18 protein-coding genes are annotated in these 16,401 nt (G+C 60.2%); 5 read left to right on the plus strand and 13 right to left on the minus strand.

Going from position 1 to position 16,401, the window contains the following annotated elements:
- Positions 1 to 197: 197 nt before the first annotated feature.
- From IB238_RS12440 to ruvC, 6 genes are all read right to left on the minus strand, one after another.
- The gene (locus IB238_RS12440) at positions 198 to 1,097 is read right to left on the minus strand and encodes a metallophosphoesterase (protein WP_192246628.1); all 900 of its coding nucleotides are present in this window, start codon (positions 1,095 to 1,097) and stop codon (positions 198 to 200) included.
- A gap of 1 nt (position 1,098) precedes the next feature.
- Positions 1,099 to 2,139 carry a Holliday junction branch migration DNA helicase RuvB gene (gene ruvB / locus IB238_RS12445; protein ID WP_192246630.1) on the minus strand — a complete coding sequence of 347 codons (1,041 nt, stop codon included), beginning with the start codon at positions 2,137 to 2,139 and terminating at the stop codon, positions 1,099 to 1,101.
- Positions 2,140 to 2,311: 172 nt separating this feature from the next.
- Positions 2,312 to 2,929, minus strand: a complete 618-nt coding sequence (gene ruvA, locus IB238_RS12450; RefSeq protein WP_192246632.1) for a Holliday junction branch migration protein RuvA — start codon at positions 2,927 to 2,929, stop codon at positions 2,312 to 2,314.
- A gap of 43 nt (positions 2,930 to 2,972) precedes the next feature.
- On the minus strand, positions 2,973 to 3,392 hold the full coding sequence (locus IB238_RS12455; RefSeq protein ID WP_192246634.1) for a type II toxin-antitoxin system VapC family toxin: 420 nt from the start codon (positions 3,390 to 3,392) through the stop codon (positions 2,973 to 2,975).
- On the minus strand, positions 3,370 to 3,636 hold the full coding sequence (locus IB238_RS12460) for an AbrB/MazE/SpoVT family DNA-binding domain-containing protein (RefSeq protein WP_192246636.1): 267 nt from the start codon (positions 3,634 to 3,636) through the stop codon (positions 3,370 to 3,372). Before IB238_RS12460 ends, IB238_RS12455 begins: the two co-directional genes overlap by 23 nt.
- A 57-nt stretch (positions 3,637 to 3,693) precedes the next feature.
- A complete protein-coding gene (gene ruvC / locus IB238_RS12465; RefSeq protein ID WP_192246638.1) occupies positions 3,694 to 4,206 on the minus strand; it encodes a crossover junction endodeoxyribonuclease RuvC in 513 nt (170 codons plus the stop codon).
- Between the two features lie 157 nt (positions 4,207 to 4,363).
- On the opposite strand from ruvC, the gene IB238_RS12470 reads away from it, so the two are divergent.
- The gene (locus IB238_RS12470) at positions 4,364 to 5,365 is read left to right on the plus strand and encodes an LLM class flavin-dependent oxidoreductase (protein ID WP_192246640.1); all 1,002 of its coding nucleotides are present in this window, start codon (positions 4,364 to 4,366) and stop codon (positions 5,363 to 5,365) included.
- A gap of 66 nt (positions 5,366 to 5,431) precedes the next feature.
- On the opposite strand, the gene IB238_RS12475 is transcribed toward IB238_RS12470, so the two are convergent.
- On the minus strand, positions 5,432 to 6,178 hold the full coding sequence (locus IB238_RS12475) for a YebC/PmpR family DNA-binding transcriptional regulator (RefSeq protein WP_192246642.1): 747 nt from the start codon (positions 6,176 to 6,178) through the stop codon (positions 5,432 to 5,434).
- Between the two features lie 207 nt (positions 6,179 to 6,385).
- Positions 6,386 to 7,174 carry an MBL fold metallo-hydrolase gene (locus tag IB238_RS12480; protein ID WP_246723652.1) on the minus strand — a complete coding sequence of 263 codons (789 nt, stop codon included), beginning with the start codon at positions 7,172 to 7,174 and terminating at the stop codon, positions 6,386 to 6,388.
- 214 nt (positions 7,175 to 7,388) lie between these two features.
- Here IB238_RS12480 and IB238_RS12485 point away from each other — a divergent pair, with 214 nt between their 5' ends.
- The gene (locus IB238_RS12485) at positions 7,389 to 7,925 is read left to right on the plus strand and encodes a pyridoxamine 5'-phosphate oxidase family protein (protein WP_192246646.1); all 537 of its coding nucleotides are present in this window, start codon (positions 7,389 to 7,391) and stop codon (positions 7,923 to 7,925) included.
- A gap of 33 nt (positions 7,926 to 7,958) precedes the next feature.
- On the opposite strand, the gene IB238_RS12490 is transcribed toward IB238_RS12485, so the two are convergent.
- Positions 7,959 to 8,783, minus strand: coding sequence for a YmdB family metallophosphoesterase (locus tag IB238_RS12490; protein WP_192246648.1), 825 nt, complete (start codon positions 8,781 to 8,783; stop codon positions 7,959 to 7,961).
- Positions 8,783 to 9,376: a 5-formyltetrahydrofolate cyclo-ligase gene (locus IB238_RS12495; RefSeq protein WP_192246650.1), complete on the minus strand. Its 594-nt coding sequence runs from the start codon at positions 9,374 to 9,376 to the stop codon at positions 8,783 to 8,785. The genes IB238_RS12490 and IB238_RS12495 overlap by 1 nt, the downstream gene beginning before the upstream one ends.
- 297 nt (positions 9,377 to 9,673) lie before the next feature.
- Here IB238_RS12495 and IB238_RS12500 point away from each other — a divergent pair, with 297 nt between their 5' ends.
- Positions 9,674 to 9,913 carry a transcriptional regulator gene (locus tag IB238_RS12500; RefSeq protein WP_246723539.1) on the plus strand — a complete coding sequence of 80 codons (240 nt, stop codon included), beginning with the start codon at positions 9,674 to 9,676 and terminating at the stop codon, positions 9,911 to 9,913.
- Positions 9,914 to 9,925: 12 nt separating this feature from the next.
- Here the strand turns inward: IB238_RS12500 and IB238_RS12505 are convergent, their stop codons facing one another.
- Positions 9,926 to 10,909 (minus strand): sugar-binding transcriptional regulator, encoded by a 984-nt coding sequence (locus IB238_RS12505; RefSeq protein WP_192247745.1) that lies wholly within the window; start codon positions 10,907 to 10,909, stop codon positions 9,926 to 9,928.
- A 255-nt stretch (positions 10,910 to 11,164) separates the two neighbouring features.
- On the opposite strand from IB238_RS12505, the gene tal reads away from it, so the two are divergent.
- Together tal and IB238_RS12515 are read left to right on the plus strand one after the other, a co-directional pair.
- A complete protein-coding gene (gene tal, locus IB238_RS12510) occupies positions 11,165 to 12,127 on the plus strand; it encodes a transaldolase (protein WP_192246652.1) in 963 nt (320 codons plus the stop codon).
- A 163-nt stretch (positions 12,128 to 12,290) separates the two neighbouring features.
- Entirely contained in the window at positions 12,291 to 12,704 is a 414-nt protein-coding gene (locus IB238_RS12515) for a hypothetical protein (RefSeq protein ID WP_192246654.1), read from the plus strand.
- A gap of 343 nt (positions 12,705 to 13,047) precedes the next feature.
- Here the strand turns inward: IB238_RS12515 and IB238_RS12520 are convergent, their stop codons facing one another.
- Positions 13,048 to 13,257, minus strand: a complete 210-nt coding sequence (locus IB238_RS12520) for a hypothetical protein (RefSeq protein ID WP_192246656.1) — start codon at positions 13,255 to 13,257, stop codon at positions 13,048 to 13,050.
- A 152-nt stretch (positions 13,258 to 13,409) separates the two neighbouring features.
- On the minus strand, positions 13,410 to 15,746 hold the full coding sequence (locus IB238_RS12525) for a hypothetical protein (RefSeq protein ID WP_192246658.1): 2,337 nt from the start codon (positions 15,744 to 15,746) through the stop codon (positions 13,410 to 13,412).
- Positions 15,747 to 16,401: the final 655 nt, after the last annotated feature.

The raw sequence follows: 16,401 nt of genomic DNA on the forward strand, positions 1-16,401 counted from the left end.
TTCCTGCTGGAGCAGGGTGCGATGGCTGCGAACGCGTCGCCCCGGCAGCGTGAGCAGTATGGCCTAGCGGGCGTCCTGCCCTCCGCGCCCCGCAACCGCAGGGATGATACCTTGCCTGTGGGTGCGCACGACTGACGGACGGGCCTCGGCAGCTCGCGGCTTTGCCACGAGGTGGCCGGACGGCACATGCCAACGGCTCAGCCGAGCTCGATGACCGTGAGTTCCGGCGGCGAGCCGAAGCGGATTGGCGCAATCGAGCAGCCGAGCCCTCCGGAGATGATGATGTCGCGCCCCTGCTCAACCACGTGCCCGTAGGCATAGCGGTTGCCGTGGGCCGAAGGCACGACGGGTGCATAGCCCAGGAACCGGACCTGGCCACCATGGGTATGGCCGGACAGCGTCAGGCAGACGCGCGACGGCACACGCGGAAAGATGTCCGGTTCGTTCGCGAGCAGGATCACCGGGGCATCGTCCGTCACCTGCGCCAGCGTGCCGTCAAGGTCGTCGAGCCCGACGAAGGATTTGCGGCCCCGTCGCTTACCGGGCCGCAGAGCGAGCTGGTCCTCAAGTCCGGCCAGCCAGAAGGCATGGCCATCCCTTTCCAACCGCCTCGCCGCGTTTGCATGCACCTCGACGCCGACATCCCTCAGCGCGCGATGGCCGAATGTGTCACCACCCCCGGCTCGCTGTGCCGTCAGGTCCTCCCACCAGTCATGGTTGCCCATGATCGCATGGACACCGAGTGGCGCGCGCAGGATCGACATCGCCTTCGACCAGTCTTCGGAGTGAACATAGCCGGTCACCAGGTTCATGCCGGCGGCGTAATCACCCAGAAGCACGATCAGTTCGCCTTCGAGCGCGTTAGCCGCTTCGCAGATCCGACCGATGCGCCGGGCACTCATCCATGGCTCGCAGGCGTGGATGTCGGCGAGCGCGACGATACGCTTCAACCCCTTCGGCCAGTTTGCAGGGCGCAGCCGGTATTCAGCGGTGCGAAGCCTGAGCATCGGCTCGATGCCGAAGGCGTAGCTGCTGGTTGCGAAACCGGTGAAGACGAGGCCACCCAGGGCCTTCAGCAGACCGCGCCGGGTTATCACCTCAATCCTCCTCGGAAAACAGCCGGAACTGCGAGGCCTCCAGATCCTTCGGCGGCTGCAGGCCGAGGTGTTTCCAGGCGTTTGCCGTCAGCACGCGGCCGCGCGGCGTGCGTTGGATGAAGCCCTGCTGGATCATATAGGGCTCGATGATGTCCTCGATCGCGTCGCGTGGCTCGGACAAGCCGGCCGCGATCGTCTCGATGCCGACCGGCCCGCCGGCGAAATTATGCGCGATCATCGAGAGATAGCGCCGGTCGAGCTGGTCGAGCCCCATGTTGTCGACCAAGAGCCGGGTCAGGGCCTCGTCGGCGATTGCCTTCGTTACCGCCTCAGCCTTCGCCACTTCGGCAAAGTCGCGAACACGCCGCAAGAGCCGACCGGCGATACGCGGCGTGCCGCGGGCGCGGCGCGCAATCTCCCGCGCGCCTTCGTCGGTCATGCCAAGTCCCATCAGCCGCGCCCCGCGCCGCACGATCGATTCCAGTTCCTCGACGGTGTAGAAATTCAGTCGCACCGGAATGCCGAAGCGGTCGCGGAGCGGCGTCGTCAAAAGCCCGAGCCGCGTCGTCGCCGCCACGAGCGTAAATTTCGACAGGTCGATCTTCACCGAGCGCGCCGCGGGCCCCTCGCCAATGATCAGGTCGAGCTGGAAATCCTCCATCGCCGGGTAGAGGATTTCCTCGACCGCCGGATTGAGCCGGTGGATCTCGTCGATGAAGAGCACGTCGCGCTCTTCCAGGTTGGTCAGAAGGGCTGCGAGGTCTCCCGCCTTGGCGATCACCGGGCCGGAGGTGGAGCGGAAATTGACCCCCAGCTCCTTGGCCATGATCTGCGCCAGCGTCGTCTTCCCGAGGCCGGGCGGGCCGACGAACAGCACATGGTCCAGCGCCTCGCCGCGGTTCTTCGCCGCCTCGATGAAGATCTTCAGGTTGGCGCGGGCTTCCGCCTGGCCGGTAAAGTCGTCCAGCGTCTGCGGGCGCAGCGCGGCGTCGACGTCTTCGCCGCGCCGTTCGGAAGAAATGAGCCGTGCGGCTTCGGTCATGTCAGAAGTTCCATTCCGGGAATGCGCCTTGCCGCCTTGGCATTAGAAACCCTTATAGCAATACAGCCTGTGCGGTTGCGGAGGGCAACGACGGCATCCGCGCATCCTGCATTCGAACGTGTCAAATCTGCGAGCGCCACTTCCACGCTGTGCTCGTCGTCAAAACAAGGAATCACCGCGCCAGCTCCTTCAACCCGAGGCGGATCAGCTTGGCGCTGTCGGCTCCCTCACCGCCATTCTTCAGGGCCGCCGCCACGGCGTTCGCGGCCTGGTCGCGCGAATAGCCGAGATTGGTCAACGCCGAGACCGCATCGGTGACCGGAGCCGGCGCCATGCCCTCGCCAATCTCCTGCTTCAGGCCGATGGCCTGACCGGCGTCGCCAGCGAAGGCGGGCGCCTTGTTCTTCAGTTCGGTGACGATGCGTACGGCCACCTTCGGACCGACGCCCGGCGCGCGCGAGACGGACGTCTTGTCCTGCAGCGCAATCGCGTTGGCAAGCTCGCCCGGCGTCAGCGTGGACAGCACCGCCAGCGCCACCTTCGAGCCGACGCCCTGAACGCTCTGCAAGAGCCGGAACCACTCGCGTTCCAGAGCGGACAGGAAGCCGAACAGCTTCAACTGATCCTCGCGGACATAGGTCTCGATGAAGAGCACCGCCGCCTCCCCGGCCGAACCCAGCTTCGCAAGCGTCCGCGCCGAGCAGAAGGCAACGTAGCCGACCCCGTGCACGTCCAGCACCACATGGTCATCGCCGATCTCATCGATCGTCCCCTTCAGCTTGCCGATCATCGTGCATTCCTCATTATCGGGGGCCTCGTCATGGGTGGCCGCGTCATGGATGGGTCTCCGGGGTGATCAGTTCGACGGTGGGAAAGTAGGATTGATAGCGGGCTGGATCGCGGGTCAACAGCCTGTGTCTGCGCCACTCGGCATGAGCGCCGATGAGGAAATCGGGAAGCGTCCTCTCTCTCATGCCCCCAGCCAGACGGTAGGCTCTATGTGCCTTGCCCGCCTTGTGCGCAGCCTCGAACGGGAGTTGCTCTCGCCGCAGTTCGAGCCATGAAAGTGCCGATAGAAGTTCCGGTTCGGACAACGGCGAAGCACTCAGTTCAGACCAGACAATGGGATTGACAACGAGGGGGCCATTTCCGATGCAGCTTTTCAGCGCACGGACTGACCATCCTCGCGAAGGCGTCGCGGGGCCGAGAACATCAACGAATACGTTGGTATCAACGAGGGTCGAGATCGTCACGCGGCCCTCGCAGCCATTCCATGTATTCGTCCGTAGTCATGCCGCCGAGGTCCAACGTGCCACAAACTCTTTCGGCCCAATCCTCGAAGCTGCGAATTGCGTCTTCCGTCTTGGCCCTGTCCACGCGCACCAGCAAGGCACCGTCGCGCGAAGGCACGAACTCGACTTCGGAACCTGGCACAATTCCGAGCCTATCTCGTATTTCCTTGGGAATTGTAACCTGACCTTTTTCAGTAACGCGCATTGTAATACCTCACAGGTATTACTTAGAGCCAAACCGAGAACAAGTCAAGAACATGCCCTATCCCGCCAACGCCGCCAGCCTGCCGGTCAAGCTTTGGCGGTTGTGGGCGTGACAGATGGCGATGGCGAGCGCGTCAGCCGCGTCGTTGCCCTTGAATTCCGCCTTCGGCATCAGCACCTTCAGCATCATGTGGATCTGCTGTTTCTCGCCGTGGCCGACCCCAATGACCGCCTTCTTCACCGCGTTCGGCGCATATTCAGCCACCCGCAAGCCGGCGCGTGCCGGCACCAGCATGGCAATCCCGCGCGCCTGCCCCAGCTTCAGCGTCGCCGTCGCGTCCTTGTTGACGAAGGTCTGCTCGACGGCCGCCTCGTCGGGCTGGTAGGCATGCACGATCTCCGCCAGCCCGTCGTGCAGTTGGCAGAGCCGGGAGGCGAGATCCATTTCGCCGTCCGATGTCACCGTGCCCGATGCGACGAAGCGCAGCGAGTTGCCGAGCGTCTCGATGATGCCCCAGCCGGTGCGGCGAAGCCCCGGATCGATGCCGATGATGCGAATCGTGCCCTGCATGGTCGAACCCTAATGAACATGGCGCGACCCTGCCAGCGAAATGTGAACAAAACAAAAACATCCACAAGGGTTCAGGGAGACGTGCGCGCCCGGCTTGGATTTCAGGAAATTGAACCTACATGGGATAAACTTCAAATCCATTCATAGCGAGCCCGCCATGGTCCCTTTCTCGATCCTCGACCTGTCCCCGGTCATCGAAGGCGGCACTGTCGCCCAGTCGCTCGCCAATTCGAGGCGGCTGGCGCAAGCTGCCGAGGAGGAAGGCTACAAGCGTTTCTGGCTGGCCGAACATCACGGCATGCGCGGTATCGCCAGCGCCGCAACCTCCCTGGTCATCCAGCACGTGGCGGCGGGCACGAACAGCATCCGTGTCGGCTCCGGTGGCATCATGCTGCCCAACCATTCGCCGCTCGTGATAGCCGAACAGTTCGGCACGCTGGAGGCCCTGTTTCCCGGGCGCATCGATTTAGGACTCGGCCGCGCGCCCGGCACCGACATGCTGACCGCCCACGCGCTGCGGCGAAATTTGGAAACATCAGCCGAGAATTTTCCGCAGGACGTGGTCGACCTGATGGGGCTTATGGGTCCCGTGCAGCCAAACCAGAAGATCGTCGCCGTGCCCGGGGCCGACAGCAACGTTCCCGTCTGGCTGCTCGGCTCAAGCCACTATTCCGCCCACCTCGCCGGCATGCTTGGCCTGCCCTTCGCCTTTGCCTCGCATTTTGCCCCCGACATGCTGTTCTCGGCCCTGGAGATCTATCGCGAGCGCTTCACGCCCTCGAAATACCTGGATAGCCCCCATGTGATGGTCGGGGTTATGGGGACGGCCGCCGATGCGGATGCCGAAGCAGCTTACCACTTCACCTCCATGCAGCAGTCGTTCGTGCGCTTGCGCCGCGGCGCGCCCAGCACCTTCCCGCCCCCGGTCGAGAGCATGGACGGCCTTTGGAGCGAGCAGGAAAAGATGATGGTCGAGCACACGCTGCAATATGCGGTCGTCGGCGGTCCGCAGACGATCCGCGATCAGATCGCCCGCTTCCTCGACCTCACCAAGGCTGATGAACTGATCATTTCCATGCCGGTGTTCGACATGGACGCGCGGCTAAAGTCGCTGCGTCTGTTTGCCGAAGCGCAGCGGGCGCTGGCCAATGCTGCTTGAATCAAATAGCCCGGCCTTCGTTTCGTGAAGACCGGGCCATTGTCGATTTGAAACTCTGGTTCGGGCTCAGGCCGAAAGCTTGGCTAGCACTTCGTCGGAAACCTCGAAGTTGGAATAGACGTTCTGCACGTCGTCGTCGTCTTCCAGCGTGTCGATGAGCTTCATCAGCGACTGCGCCTTCTCCTCGTCGACCGGCACGGTGTTCTGTGCTTTCCAGATGGCCTTGACGGTCTCGGCCTCGCCGAGCGTCGCTTCGAGCGCCTTGGAGACGTCGCCGATGCTCTCGAAGGCACAGTAAATGGTGTGCTCTTCCTCGTCGGTCTCGACGTCGTCAGCACCTGCCTCGATCGCCGCTTCCATCACCCTGTCGGCGTCGCCGGCGGAGAGCTTGTAGGTGATTTCGCCGACGCGGTCGAAGGAGAAGGAGACCGAGCCGGTTTCGCCGAGCGCGCCGCCGGCCTTGGTGAAGGTCGAGCGGACGGACGATGCGGTGCGGTTGCGGTTGTCGGTCAGCGCCTCGACGATGACGGCAACGCCGCCCGGGCCGTAGCCCTCGTAACGGACTTCCTCGTAGTTCTCCGCATCCCCGCCGGAAGCCTTCTTGATCGCGCGCTCGATGTTGTCCTTCGGCATCGACTGCGCCTTGGCGTTCTGGATCGCCAGACGCAGGCGTGGGTTCATCGCCGGATCGGGCATGCCCGCCTTTGCAGCAACGGTGATTTCGCGTGCGAGCTTGGAGAACATCTTCGAGCGCACCGAATCCTGGCGACCCTTGCGATGCATGATGTTCTTGAACTGTGAATGGCCTGCCATGGCACCCCTTGAGCTGTTTGGCGCGGGCCGTCGAAGAGGCGACCATGCGCTGCGTTCGGTTCGGGAGCGCACCCATCCGCGTCCAGTCCGGCCCGGCGGCTCCGATTTTGGAAAATGGCGCCTTATAGTTTCATTGGCGCGTTCCGTCCAGCAGGGGCGTCAAAAACCTGAAGCCAGGCAGTGGGTCGGCGTGGCGTTTCCCACCGTTTAGACCCCCTTCAGCACCAGGATCAGCGGACGTTGCGGTAGGGTAGCGACGGACACGTCGACCGACGCGACCTCCGAGAGCGAGACGTCGAAGCCATCGTCGAACATGGACAGGAACTGGGCAATCGGCGGCCCGCGACGATGCATCGGTAGGATCAGGGCCGAGCGCAGCCGCTCCACGACATGGCTCATGCTCTGCGGCCCCATCGTCAGCCCGCCGTCGACCGGCACCATCAGCACGTCGAGTCGACCGATCTCCGCATACTGTTTGTCGGTCAATTCGTGATGCAGGTGACCGAGATGGCCGATGCAGAGCCCCGCAACCTCGAAGATGAAGATGGAGTTGCCATTCTCTTCCATCGCTCCGCCCCAGCCGCGAATGTCCGTCGACACGTTGCGGACATAGGTATCGCCGACGACCAGATCATGGCCGGCCGGCCCGCCATCTTCTCGCCAACCGTGCAGCACATGGGCGATATCGGGGTCGGGAGACAGCGTGTAGTGACTGGAATGGGCCTTGTTCATCGTCACAACAGTCGGCAGCGACGGCGGTTCGTACCAGCCGTTGAAGTCGGTGGCGATCCTCACCCCGCCTGGCGTCTCGATAAAAAAGGTCGAGTGCCCGATATAGGTGATCTTCACCGTGCCTTCGATGTGCGCCTGTGCCGTATCCGCTCCCGATAGGCCGGCGAAAACCGCCCGGAGCGGCGCCTGTGCAATCATCTGGCACTGACTGGCGGGCTTTGTGGCGTCCTGTGTGTTCGCAAACGATACGATCAACGTCGACATAAGTAGCACAGTGACGTGCAGGATGGGCCGGAAGAACATCATCGCCGCTCCCAGTATGGTCCAAGGAAACTATGCCTATGCTCACCCGCCACGTCGAGATGAGCCCATTGCCGATGCGATCACGATCCCGTCAGCAGCTGCCACGATCCCCGGAACAATGCCAACCAAGACACGTTCCGGCCTGCATGGAACGAAGAAGGAAAGGAAAATCTCGATGGCAAGTCTCTCGAAAGCCCGCCAGAATCCCAAGGAACAGCTCTTCGACGAAATCGACAGGATCGACGCCGGCATGCTCGGCCTCGAGACCATCCGCATGCACATGCAGCCGATGGCGCCGCATCTCGACCGCGAGACGAACACGATCTGGTTTTTCACCAAGAGCGACACCGATCTTGCCGACGCGATCGGCGAAGGCGCCCGTGCCCACTTCTGCGTCGTTGGCAAGGACCACGACTACCACGCCTGCCTTGCCGGTCCCATAGCGGTGGACAAGGACCACACCAAGATCGACGAATACTGGAACTCCGTCGTGGAAGCCTGGTTCGACCACGGCAAGGACGACCCGACGTTGACCATGCTGGCGATGCGTCTGGACGACGCCGCAATCTGGGCCTCCACGGGCAACACGTTGAAATTCGGCTGGGAGATCGCCAAGGCGAATTTCAGTGCCGGCGAAGAACCGGACGTCGGCGTGCGCACCCATGTGGTGTTTGAAAAAACAGCGGATGAGCAGCGCCAATGGCTGAGCTGACGCACGGGCCACACCCCGTTTTGAGGGGACGGATCAAGCCCAAAACTCCGGTATTGTCTCCGAAAGGCGCGGCCCCAGTCTGAGTGGCGCGATCTTTTCGGCCAACCCCGTGCGATCGGAAATCTCCACCCCGACGCCGCATATGGTGGCAGGGCCCGATGCCGCTTCGAAGCGGCCCTTCGGCATCTTCGAGATAAAGCGATTGAGCGGCTCTTCCTTGTCCATGCCGAGCGATGAATCATAGTCGCCGCACATGCCGGCGTCCGACATGTAGCCCGTCCCTCCGTTCAGGATCTGGCAGTCTGCGGTCGGCACATGGGTATGGGTCCCGACCACAAGGCTCGCGCGGCCGTCGACGAAATGGCCGAAGCACTGCTTCTCGCTCGTCGCCTCGGCGTGGAAATCGAAGATGATCGCATCGGCCTGTTCGCCCAGCGGGCAGGAAGCAAGGATCGCCTCGCCGGCCGTAAAGGGGTCATCCAGTTCCGGGTGCATGAAGACGCGGCCCATGATGTTGGCGACGAGCACGCGGGCACCGTTGCGGGCAAAGAACAGGTTCGATCCGCGACCGGGTGTTCCGGCCGGATAATTGGCGGGCCGCAGGAACTGGTCGTGCCGGCCGGCAAAGGTGACCGCCTCCTTCTGATCCCAGACATGGTTTCCGGTCGTCACCACGTCGGCGCCGGCATTGATCGTCTCCTGGAAGATATCTTCGGTGATGCCGAAGCCGCCGGCGGCGTTCTCACCGTTGACGACGACGAAATCGAGCTTGAGGTCGGAGATCAGGCCCGGCAATCGCTCCCACACCGCGGTCCTGCCGGTCTTGCCCACCATGTCGCCCAGAAAGAGAAAGCGCATCAGTCCTGTCCATCATATCCGTTGAATTTGCGAAAACCGCTCTCGGTCAAAACCGCATCAAGCGCCACGTCGTGCGGTTCGGCTGGCACCGAAGCCACTTCCTGGCAATCGAACGCCACGCCGATCAACCGGGGCGAGCGCCCCTTTGCGCGCAGCCGATCAATCGCCCTGTCGTAGTGGCCGGCACCGTAACCAATCCGATGTCCGCCCGCGTCGAAGGCCGAAAGCGGGACAAGCAGGATGTCCGGATCGAGGAGGATCGCCTCGGGTCCCGGCCCGGTGGTGCCGAAGCCGGTATGAACCAGCGGCGCACCACGCACGAGCTCTCGGAAAACGATCGTCTCGCGGTCGAGCACGACGGGAAGGGATAGCCGTGCGCCGCGTTCGGCAAGCCGCGACATCAGCGGGCGGATGTCGGCCTCAGACCGGATCGGCCAAAAACCTGAGATGACGGCGCCGGGATCGAAATCTATCACCTCGCCGGCATGCTCTGCCATGGCAAGGCTGCCCTCGATACGCTCATCCACCGGCATCTTGTCGCGAAGCGCCAGTTTCTCGTTGCGGAGCGCTGCTTTCGTTTCCTTCGGCGTCACACGGTCTTTCCCGTTTCCTGATCGATCTCATCCCATAGCGCCGGAAAGGCCCTGCACGCAACCGCTCGCAGTGACACTCGGTTCTTTGCTCACCACCAAATAGGTGCAAAATAAAATGAATACAATTTCTGAATGTGTTTCGTTTTGCAACATCCAGTTTCGGCGATCGAGACAGCGTCAACCGCCTGAAACCCCGGCAACAAGCGGCAAAATAGCACAAATCCTTGATAAGGTTTAATAAAGCATTCCCTGAGGTTCGGCTGGGCTGGGGGAGAAAGCCTCTCTATCACCGCCGCCATGTCCACACTCGATTCGCAATCTTCCGGCCCGCTCTGGCAGGCAACGACCGACCTTTCGGCCATCGAGCTGCGTTGCCTGGCTCTCGCCGCCGAGGGGAGGACGCCGGAACAAATCGTACTTGAGACCGACCTGCCACTTCCGCGTGTCGCCGAGGCGCTGACGGCTGCGACGGAAAAGCTGGATGCGCGCAACATCACCTGCGCCATATCGCGCGCCGCCCTGCTAAAACTCATCTAGTACCAGTGGCCGTCAGGCCGCCTGCGCCTCCGCCAGGCGCAGCATCGCAACTGCCGCCCCCTCGTCGGTGATCAGCGTGTTGCAGCCGATACGGTGGATCGTCGCCCGAATGGCCGGCGCCCGATGCGCGCCGCCTGAGACGAGCACGATGTGGTTCGCCTTCTTCACCGTGTCGAGGTCGATCGACATGACGCGGTCACGGATCGGATGGTCGATCGTCCGTCCTTCGGCGTCAAGGAAATTGCACATCGTGTCGCAGACGCAGCCGGCGGCAACCAGTTCGTTCAGCACCGCCGGTGGCAGAAAGCCACGCGAGAGCGAAGTAGAATGAGGTCCGATGTCGCCGCAACTAACGACGGCGATGTCCATGTTCTCGGCGAGATCAAACAGCGGCTTCAGCCCGCATTTCTCGATCAGTCGGCGCTTGGTATCCGCACTATCGACCAGAAGCGGTGCCAGAAAGAGATAGCACTCCGCGCCAAGCTGGCTGGCGATCTGCCAGCTGTATTCGATCGGATTGATGTGGTGCGCCTCGACCACGCCGCCGAGCAGCGACACCACTTTCACGCGCTCGCGCCGGGCGGGACGAAAGCTCGCGAGCGAGGCCGTCAGCGTCCGCCCCCAGCCGACACCGACCGTGCAATCATCGCGGATGACTTCGGTGAGGAACTGCCCGAGCGCCAACCCGACGCCCTTAGCCGTCCCCTCTGCCGTTTCCGCCGCGGGAACGACGATTGCCTCGTCCAGCCCGTATTCCTTTTCCAGCCGCGTCGCCAACTCCACGCAGTCGCCGACGCCCTCGTCGATCCAGATCTGTACCTCGCCGCGCTTGAGCGCCTCGTCCAGCATGCGGATCACCGTGGTGCGACTAATGCCGAGCTTCTCGGCGACGTCCTTCTGCGTCATGCGCTGGTTATAATAGAGCCAGGCCGCGCGAAGGCGCAGCGACGCGCTTTCGGAAATTGCCATGTGCTTGTCACGCCGCAGTTTGACCACTTGCATTCCCCATTCTCATTTCCCTGCCCTCGTCGGGTACGGCGATACCTCTTAGCACGGAACCAAACAAATGCGACATATGATTATCTAGGTAAACAAAAGTGCTTGACATCGGCGCCACCCGGTGACGATAGTCGCCCCATGTTCCGCGCGCTGATAGGTTCGCGGGCAATGCGCGCGCTGATGCAGCGGCGAAGGAGGCTTCGCCCGTAAGGACGGCGCACTATACGGACATCACCAAACGGGATTTCGAACATGACCTCCAAGCTTGAACAACTGCGTGCGATGACGACCGTTGTGGCGGACACCGGCGACATCGAGGCCGTAGCGCGCCTGAAGCCCGTCGACTGCACGACCAATCCAACCATTGTCCTCAAGGCGCTCGGAACTCCGATGTTCGCCGACACCGTCGCCGAGGCGCTGCGCTGGGGCCAGTCTCAAGGCGGCAGCCGCGAAGGCGTGATTGGCGCAGTTGCGGATCGCTTGGCGATTTCCGTCGGCGCCGCACTTGCCGAGCTCGTGCCCGGTCGTGTCTCGACAGAAGTGGACGCCGACCTTTCCTTCGACACGGCGGCTTCGATCGAAAAGGCTCGCGCCATCATCAAGGCCTATGAGGCGCGCGGCATCGGCCGCGAGCACATCCTGATCAAGCTGGCCTCTACCTGGGAAGGCATTCGCGCCGCCGAAGTGTTGCAGAAGGAAGGCATCGACTGCAATCTGACGCTGCTGTTCAACAAGGCCCAGGCGATTGCCTGCGCCGACGCCGGCGCCTTTCTGATCTCACCCTTCGTTGGCCGCATCCTCGACTGGCATGTCAAGGCCGCTGGCAAGACGTTCACGGCCGAAGAGGATCCGGGCGTACTCTCGGTCCGCGCCATCTACGACTACTACAAGTCCAACGGCATCAAGACGATCGTCATGGGCGCCTCCTTCCGCAACACCGGCGAGATAGAGGCACTGGCCGGCTGCGACCGCCTGACGATCAGCCCGCAGTTGCTGGAAGAACTTGAAAAGGCCGAAGGCAAGCTGGAGCGTAGGCTCTCGCCGGAAACTGTCACTCGCGTCGCCCCTATCAAGATTGACGAAAAGACGTTCCGCTGGATGCTGAACGAGGACGCCATGGCGACCGAGAAGCTTTCCGAAGGCATCCGCGCCTTCGCCAAGGACCTCGGCGCGCTGCGCGCGATGATCAACAAGGAGATGAAGGCGGCGGCGTAGGACCGCAATTCCTCGCCAACCTTACGAAGCGGCCGCCTCCGGGCGGCCGCTTCATTTTTTAACCTTCCGGCCGGATGGCACGACCAAACGCGCGCACCACACTCGCAAATTGCAAACACTGATTGTAGCTTGCGGCGGATCGCCATTTTTTTTCGGAGCACGCATGATCAGCCGCCTCATCCAACTTGCCGCTCTACTGGCGGTTCTGCTCCCGGCGGGGTCCCTGTACGCTGAAGATTTGGGCTTTGCCGGCGAATGGAGGCAGATCCATTCCAATGCGGGGCAATGCCCCACATGTCGGATTTCAGTGCAACAGGCCGGATCAACACTGATCATCGACGCGAACAACGGCTGGATGGCGACAGCAGAGGCAGGCGATCAGGGAAACCCTGATCTGGCTCGCGGCGCGGGGTCCTGGAGGAGCGATACGAACAAGACCTACGCGGGTAAAAGCTTCGAACTTCTCCTTGTCCGGAACGACGAGAACCTTCACATGACCATGCACGTGAGGCCCGGCACGGGGGCGGCACGAACCATCAGGGGCATATTCCAGAGAATTCGACAGAATGGCATATAAGGTCGAGCCTGTCCGCTGCTGCCCCCAGCCGAGATCATTGAAATTGAAAAACGAAGCGCGATCCACGACGACCGATGGCGTGTGTACGATCCCGGGTGCCTACAAAGTAGGTGGGCGCCGTGTGTCCGAACCCACGGGTCCGAACAGGGACAGCTCCCTTGAGATCGTGTATGGTATACGGTTGTTTTAAAAGAGAAATTTACCCTCTCTTTTGAAAACGCCGCACGCTTTTGTCCCTACAACTTCGTTGATTTCCGACTCTGTTGGTCCGCGCAGTATCGCAAGCGGTGTCACAATTTCAACCGCTAAATCGCGCTGATCATCGCGCCTTACCCCGCTCTGGCTACGCGTCCTCGATGATCCTTATGAAGTCCTCATAGTCGCACTCGGCATCAAAACTCTCGAAGGCGACAGCACCGTTAATGATGATCCTGTAGCGCTTCAGGTAGACTGTATCGAGCAGGGTATCGACCACATACTTGCCGATATTCGGAGGCGGGACATACTGCGTGGCGACGGTGAAGGGTTCAATCTGGTCTCCCGTCATCGCCACACGGATGCCGGTGCTTGTTCTCTCAATGTTTAAATGGGCTTCCAACAAACTGCCTCTGTTTCGCCTTTGTTTTCATTAGGAAATTCTGCGTAGAATTCCAAATGATTTCAAATTGTGGGGCAGCGCTTAGCAAGAGACGTACCGTCTCCCTCTCACGCTCCCTCTTTGCTCTTCAGAATCCAATCAACGGTGTATTCCGCGTCACGATCATCGCCGTTTCCGAACATGTGCCGATTGGTATGCATGACTTCTTTTGTTTCTTCAGGACTCAATCCAGCCTTGAACAACAGGTCGACGCCAGCATTGGTGTAGTTTATCGAACCCTTCCCAAAGCCTACCGGAACCGCCCAACGGTTCATGATCGATTCAACGCTTACGGTCCCGACGACATCAGCGACCGGAGGGGGTTCCTTCAGGGGCTTCTCTTCGGTGATCGGGTCACGCTCCATGTACGCCATGACATCAAGGAAGACCGGCTGTTCGCCAGACATTACCGTCCCGTCAATGAATAGGTCGCAGCCATAGATCGAGACGGACGGCATGTGAAAGCGCGTCATCATGGTCAGCTTGGTCTTGTCGGCAGTGAAGGCATCGCCGAACCGGTCGCGAATGTCCTTCAGGAGATGCGAAACAATGTGATTATAGCCGTAGGCGGTCACCGGCTGACGAAGAGCCACATCCAAGCGGAAACGCCATTCCCCGGGCTTCGAACTCCATGAATGAGTGATGACGTGCGAGAACGGCAACCATGCGGATAGTTCAGCCGGATCGCGGGTCACATCGTCAAAATCAAGGGTAATGACCTTGGTCGCTTCAATGTTACCCTTGGTCTTGTGGTCGGTCGCCGACTTATAGACGCCTTCGCGGTACAAGACCGACAGTTCCTTCTTGGGCGGGGTGTCCGTCATGGCGAAGTCGCGATTGTCCGCAACCCAATCAGCCCAAGAGCTAAGGACATCATCCCAATGCTTCTTGGTGTCGTAACGATCCATCCACTTGCGGCGGCGGAACCCTTCATAGTCAACCAGTTCCGAAACCGCATTCACACCAGCGCCATGACGGGACTTACCCTTTCGTTCAGCGGCAGTCTTGGCTTGCTTCGGTGCCAAGGCATCAATGCCGGTGTCGAGAAAGACGGGTTCACTGCAACCGGGGATCAGATCGGCAACGAACTTGGCGGCGCGGTAGTCGAAGAAGATCAGATGTACCGGGCGCTTTGAATCCATATCGCGGAACGACGAACGCCCAACAGCCTGATAGGCGCGCTCCAAGCACGTTGCCCGGTCAACTGCCTTCTTATCCAGACCAAAGAACGCCTTCAGGAACGTATACGTCTCTTTGTGCTCATTGCAGGCGGCAAGGAAAATCGCCACATCAACTTCTTTGTAGGAATCCCATCCGCGAGCCGCCGACGAAAGAATCATTGCATTCGGGTCGTTCCACTGGAACTTCTTCACGCCTTTCGGCGGATTGTTCAGAAACACAAGACTCTTGGTATCTTCGGCATATCCCAAATCAGCAAGAAGCTTCCCAACAGCAGCGCACGAACCATCAAACGTAGGCTGATAGTCAATCTGATTATAGGTCGTCTTCGAACAGTTCTTGTTCGTGTGGAAATAGACCGTCGTCGTCGCTGCCTTGTGCTTCAGGTCGCGATACCGAATGCCTTCGTCACCGATGGTCATAATCTGGCGGTGCAGCGAGAATTCAACGCCATAAAAACCCGACCAAATCAGATTCATCAGCGACGAAAGGAAATTGGCACCAAGGATCGTCACCGACGCGAAACGGTCGAAGATGGCAGGCTTCATCATGACATGCAGGGTCAGGGATTGGTCAAATTCGTCCTTGAATTTGCGGTAAATCGTGGTTTCAGCGAACACATCGAAATGCTGATGCCGATTGATTTTATCAATAGCATCAACAGCCGTTTCATTGAGACGTGCGAGCTTTTCGCCATAGTGCATTTCAAGGAATTTTTCGCCTTCATCGGTGATCCGGATTTGAAGATAGCCGTCTACCGGCGTCGGCTGCGATGTCATGTACGAGGCGAGAGAAGCGCGTGATGTGACCGCCCCGGAAAGGAAAATTCGTTCATGAATCGTCGGGATTTCATCCATGAAAAGGTTGTACTCACCAACCCGCTCTGACGTGACACGAGTGACAACCGTCTGATTGCCGATGATGACCTGATACTTCCCGGATTCAATGGCGTCATTCATGATAGAAGTGCATGTCACTGTCGGCTTTTCTTCGTCATATGGGAAGGCATCAGTGTCGATGCGAAGAACGGAAATGCCCTTATTGATCAGATTGGTTTCAATCTCTTGGGCGAGCTTAATCGACTGGATTCCGATGATGCTTTTTCCACTGAAGGGATGCGCTACATGGTGTTCCAGCGAATGCGTCTTGCCGCCACCAATGGCAGGGTCGGCGTAGAAGAAATTGCGGGGTGTCGGCTGGTAGGGGAATGGGGAATTGAAAAACATTGGTCCTTTCTGCTCTTGAGTGACTAAAACGAAAAAAGGTCTTCAGCGACCGGTTGGACATTGCGCTGAAGACCTTTGACCTTTTTCGATTAGTCGAGGCAGAAAGTAGCGGAACGGAACCAGTTGTTTGACCTTCTGGAAGAGAAAACCAAGCGTCCAACCGGTTCCTTTTCCTTGAATTGTATTTAGTAATCCGACATCCGAGGCAGGCAATTCGACGCAATTAGAGACGCGAGAACGCCTGCCGTTGGCGGATATCACGATTTTCGGGAGTGCGCGTATTGTAGACGAACCCCGGGGCTTCGTCAATGGACATGAGGCGTAAGTTACTGAAAAATAACTTGAAATTAAAACGAATTCCATGGTGGCAAGTGCTCAATGGAAGGCGAGCCGGGAACCCAAACTTTCTGCAAAATCTAAAAACCTGCCGGGTGACTTGATAATTTGTGGAACCAAAAAGGGGCGTAGGGGTGCAAATCCCGGGAGGTCAGGCGCAAAATGTCTGCCGACATCGCCGCTGGATTGATTGAACAACGGCGGCATGGTTATGGATGGTCAAGCCTCGCTTCGCGAGTGGGCTTCGCCCATCGAGTAGGCTTCCTTTCGTCTTCGACTCGGTGTCGGCTGGTATGAGAACTGGCGAATCGCAACCCTT

Origin of the sequence: Rhizobium sp. ARZ01, from assembly GCF_014851675.1 — a bacterium.
Lineage (GTDB): Bacteria > Pseudomonadota > Alphaproteobacteria > Rhizobiales > Rhizobiaceae > Mycoplana.

What these genes read in the sequence shown, in the direction of transcription:
- IB238_RS12525 (WP_192246658.1), bottom strand. Translation starts at nt 15,746, where the DNA reads ATGTTTTTCAATTCCCCATTCCCCTACCAGCCGACACCCCGCAATTTC.
- IB238_RS12460 (WP_192246636.1), bottom strand. Translation starts at nt 3,636, where the DNA reads ATGCGCGTTACTGAAAAAGGTCAGGTTACAATTCCCAAGGAAATACGA.
- IB238_RS12475 (WP_192246642.1), bottom strand. Translation starts at nt 6,178, where the DNA reads ATGGCAGGCCATTCACAGTTCAAGAACATCATGCATCGCAAGGGTCGC.
- ruvA (WP_192246632.1), bottom strand. Translation starts at nt 2,929, where the DNA reads ATGATCGGCAAGCTGAAGGGGACGATCGATGAGATCGGCGATGACCAT.
- IB238_RS12470 (WP_192246640.1), top strand. Translation starts at nt 4,364, where the DNA reads ATGGTCCCTTTCTCGATCCTCGACCTGTCCCCGGTCATCGAAGGCGGC.
- IB238_RS12490 (WP_192246648.1), bottom strand. Translation starts at nt 8,783, where the DNA reads ATGCGCTTTCTCTTTCTGGGCGACATGGTGGGCAAGACCGGCAGGACC.
- IB238_RS12500 (WP_246723539.1), top strand. Translation starts at nt 9,674, where the DNA reads ATGTCCACACTCGATTCGCAATCTTCCGGCCCGCTCTGGCAGGCAACG.
- ruvC (WP_192246638.1), bottom strand. Translation starts at nt 4,206, where the DNA reads ATGCAGGGCACGATTCGCATCATCGGCATCGATCCGGGGCTTCGCCGC.
- IB238_RS12515 (WP_192246654.1), top strand. Translation starts at nt 12,291, where the DNA reads ATGATCAGCCGCCTCATCCAACTTGCCGCTCTACTGGCGGTTCTGCTC.
- IB238_RS12480 (WP_246723652.1), bottom strand. Translation starts at nt 7,174, where the DNA reads ATGTCGACGTTGATCGTATCGTTTGCGAACACACAGGACGCCACAAAG.
- IB238_RS12485 (WP_192246646.1), top strand. Translation starts at nt 7,389, where the DNA reads ATGGCAAGTCTCTCGAAAGCCCGCCAGAATCCCAAGGAACAGCTCTTC.
- tal (WP_192246652.1), top strand. Translation starts at nt 11,165, where the DNA reads ATGACCTCCAAGCTTGAACAACTGCGTGCGATGACGACCGTTGTGGCG.
- ruvB (WP_192246630.1), bottom strand. Translation starts at nt 2,139, where the DNA reads ATGACCGAAGCCGCACGGCTCATTTCTTCCGAACGGCGCGGCGAAGAC.